Source organism: Campylobacter sp. RKI_CA19_01116 (genome assembly GCF_025771405.1).
Taxonomy (GTDB): Bacteria; Campylobacterota; Campylobacteria; order Campylobacterales; family Campylobacteraceae; genus Campylobacter_D.
In genome coordinates this window covers 1-3,569 of record NZ_JAKMQF010000018.1, presented here as the reverse complement: position 1 = coordinate 3,569, position 3,569 = coordinate 1, and the positions used below count along the sequence as shown (strand labels likewise).

Genomic DNA, 3,569 nt, shown 5'->3' with positions numbered 1-3,569 from the left:
TTCATCTTCCATTAAACATTCCATATATTGTTTTACCTATTACCTAATTTATAAAAACACATAAACTATAATTAAATATATTTTTTTAATAAGTTATTTTAAGATTATAACAACTATTATCAAATTTATATAAAAACACTATATTATAATTATTTAAATAGTATAATAAGATATTTATACTCTTTATTTATTACTATATATAAGCTTAGTATTTATACTTTATATACCAAATATAATAAATACAATTTATATGCTTATATAAATACTATTTTTTCATATCTACAAATACATTAAACAATATAATAAAGTATAAATATAAAAGATATAAAAGCCTATTAGTCCATTATCTTAAAAAAGTAAATAAAAGTAATTTTTTGTTTTATGTAAATAATAATAAATCTATATGTATTTTTTTAATAAAAAATAAAAGTAATTTTGATTATAGTTTATAAATAATTATTATATTTGATAGTTTTTTGGCTATTTTTCAATATTTTTATAACTTTTTTATCACTTTTGTATTTTTTGTGTTATCATATTCTCATCACAGATAAAAATTAAATGTAGGTTATGGGGGGGGGGATATGAAAAAAACACTTTTACTTGTTTTACTCATTCACACTTTTCTTTTTTCTCAAATAATGATTTTAAAAAATCAAGATAAAATCATTATAGACAACAATCAAACTCTTGCGGTTAATAGCTTAAGTCAGGCTAAAGATCATAACAATATTGATCTAAAAGTTAAAAAGCTATTAGAAGAAAAACCAAAGAAAGATTCTAATCTTAGTAAAGAAGATGAAGAATTATCTAATAAGGTTATTAATGTTATTCAAACTATTGGTGATGCTTATAATGCCAAAGATAGTAAAGAAAGAGAAGAAATCGTTAGAGATTTAGCAAGCAATTATTTAAGCTTACAAGCTAATACTTTAATCCAAGAATATTTACATGCTCTTAATCACTCCATTAATAGTGAGTTTAATCTAAACTATAATGATAGAGGTGGCTTAAGTGGTAATGCTAAAGTTCTTTTACCTATTATGAGTGAAGATAATCCAAAAATATCTTACTTTTTACAAAGCGGTATAGGTGGATATGATAATAATAGAATCATAGGTCATTTTGGTGGTGGTATAAGATATTATCCTAATGCACTAGCATTAAATAATTCAGGAAATATCATGCTAGGATTAAACCTAGTTTATGATCATGATTTTAGTAGAGAACATAAAAGAATGTCTTTGGGCTTTGAAAGTATGCTAGATACATTAGCTTTCCATGCTAATATTTATCAAAGACTAAGTGATTGGGTTAATAGTTATGATTTTAAAAATACTAATAATGATCTAACTTTTTTAGAGCGTCCTGCTAATGGTTGGGATATGGGTGTTAAATATGCTTTTCCTTCTATGAGCAATGTAGCTGTTTTTGCTAATATGAGTAAGTGGTATGGAGAAAAAGTAGCTCCATTTGGCAATGTAAGCTGCTTTGAAGATTTAGAAAAAAATCCTTTAGTGTATGAAGGAGGTATTATTTATTCACCTTATCCAGCATTAACTTTTTCGCTAAGCCATAAAAGAAGTAATGAAAGTGATAAACAAGGTACAAATATAGCTATGAATTTTAATATACCTTTAGACAAAGATGCCCTCAAACATGCTTTTGATCCTAAATTTGCAGGTATAAATAATACCATTGAAGGCTCTAGAACCAATTTTATAGATAGAGATTATTCTATGGTGCTTGAGTATAAAGCTATTAACAATGCTTATCATATTTCTTATTGTGGAAATTTAGGGGATAATACTCATTGTATTATGCTAAAAAATGGTTTTAACCAAGCAGTTAAAAATGTTGCTATGAGTGTAACTCCTGAACAAAAAAGTGTAATCTTAAAGAATGGAAATCATTATATTACTGATGGTAATGGAAAGGTTTTTGTAAAAATAATCCATGCTTATGGAGTCCATCAAACCAATTTAATTGCTAAAGCAGGGAATGCTCAAGAAAGTTTTCCTATTACTATTATAGCTCCAAAAGGAGACTTTAGAATATTTGCCAAACCTTCTAATATACAAAGACATGAAAAATCTCTAATCACATTTGCAGGAAGTGATTTAGCAAGTGATTTAGACATAAATTGGAAATTAATTGGCAAAGGAAGTTTGGAAAAAACTCCAAATTCAGATAAAACTGATAAAGATGGAAATTCAAATATCATCTATAAACCTGATGCAAATATGAAAGATAAAGAAAAAGCAACAATCATTGCTAATGTATTAGGAGTTACTTTAAAAACCTTTGTTCAAATAGCAATTTATGGAGATAATGATATTATCTTAGATAAAACCACTATAGGCAATAAAGAAAAAGCTCATGCAAGTTATAAAAACTTAAAAGCTAATTCTACAAAAGTTAAATGGAGCATACAAGGAGATAATGCTTTATTTATTGATAAAGATAAAACCACTAAAGAGCTTAATTTAATAGCTGATGAAAAGGGTGAGAGCAATGTAGAAATCATAGGACTTAGCGGAAATGAAAAAGTAAAAATCATTGCTAAGAATATGAGCGATGAGTTAGTAAAAGAAAAAAGTAAAGTTTTAGAAATTAAAAATTATACAGCTACTATGGAGCTTCCTACTGGAAAAGATCCTGTGACTCATCAAGACTTTGAAAAAGGAATGATTGATTATAAAAGCGACTTTGAAGTAAAACTTAAAGGTTTAATGCCAAAAACAAAAGTTTCATGGAAAGCTAAAGATATACAAAGCAATAAAACTTTAAGAATTAGCAATGACAAAGAAAGTACAGCTGATGATAAAGGTGAAAGTAAGGTAGTATTTGAAGGAGTAAAAGATTTTAGTATTAAAAGATTACAAATCATTGCTACTTATCATCAAAGCACAGCTAGTACTCAAGAAGTAAGTGGAGAGATCAAACTCCACCAATATACCCCAAGCATTAATTTTAGTAAAGATAAAATCCATGCTTATGAAAGTGAAAACATCAAAGCTTTAAAAGATCCAAAACTTGATCATGTTGAAGTAACTTTAAAAAGTGGTAAACCTAATGAGAAAGTAGAATGGAATATAAAAGGAGACGCTACTTTAAGTAATCAAGAAGCAGTATTTAATAATAATGGTGAAGCTAAAGCAACCATTACTTCTAAAGATCCATTTAAAGCTAATCCTATCATTAGTGTAAATACTATGGGTAAAGATTTAAGTAAAGAATTGCCTTATGAATCGAAAACTTATACTCCTAAAATAGAATATCCGAGTTTTAAAGCTCAAGCAAAAACTATAGATTATATAGATGATTTTAGTATTAAAGTAAGTGGCTTATTACCAAATTCCACTATTGATAAAATTACTGGAAGTAATGGAGTAAAAGCTAAAAAAGACAGCTTTAATGTTAATGATAAGGGTGAAGTTGTTTTAGAGTTTAGTAGTATTGGTGATTTTAGTGTTAAAGAAACTAATATAAGTTTTTATTATGTCGAGCATGTTGGAGAACAAAAAGTAGAATTTAAATTAGATCCTATTAGGTTTTTTGAGTATAAA

1 protein-coding gene is annotated in these 3,569 nt (G+C 26.6%); it reads left to right on the top strand.

Annotated features, from left to right (window positions below; genetic code table 11):
• Nucleotides 1-584 precede the first annotated feature (584 nt).
• Nucleotides 585-3,569: inverse autotransporter beta domain-containing protein (locus L8U41_RS07780; RefSeq protein ID WP_263728253.1), on the top strand; the 2,985-nt coding region annotated here is incomplete at its 3' end.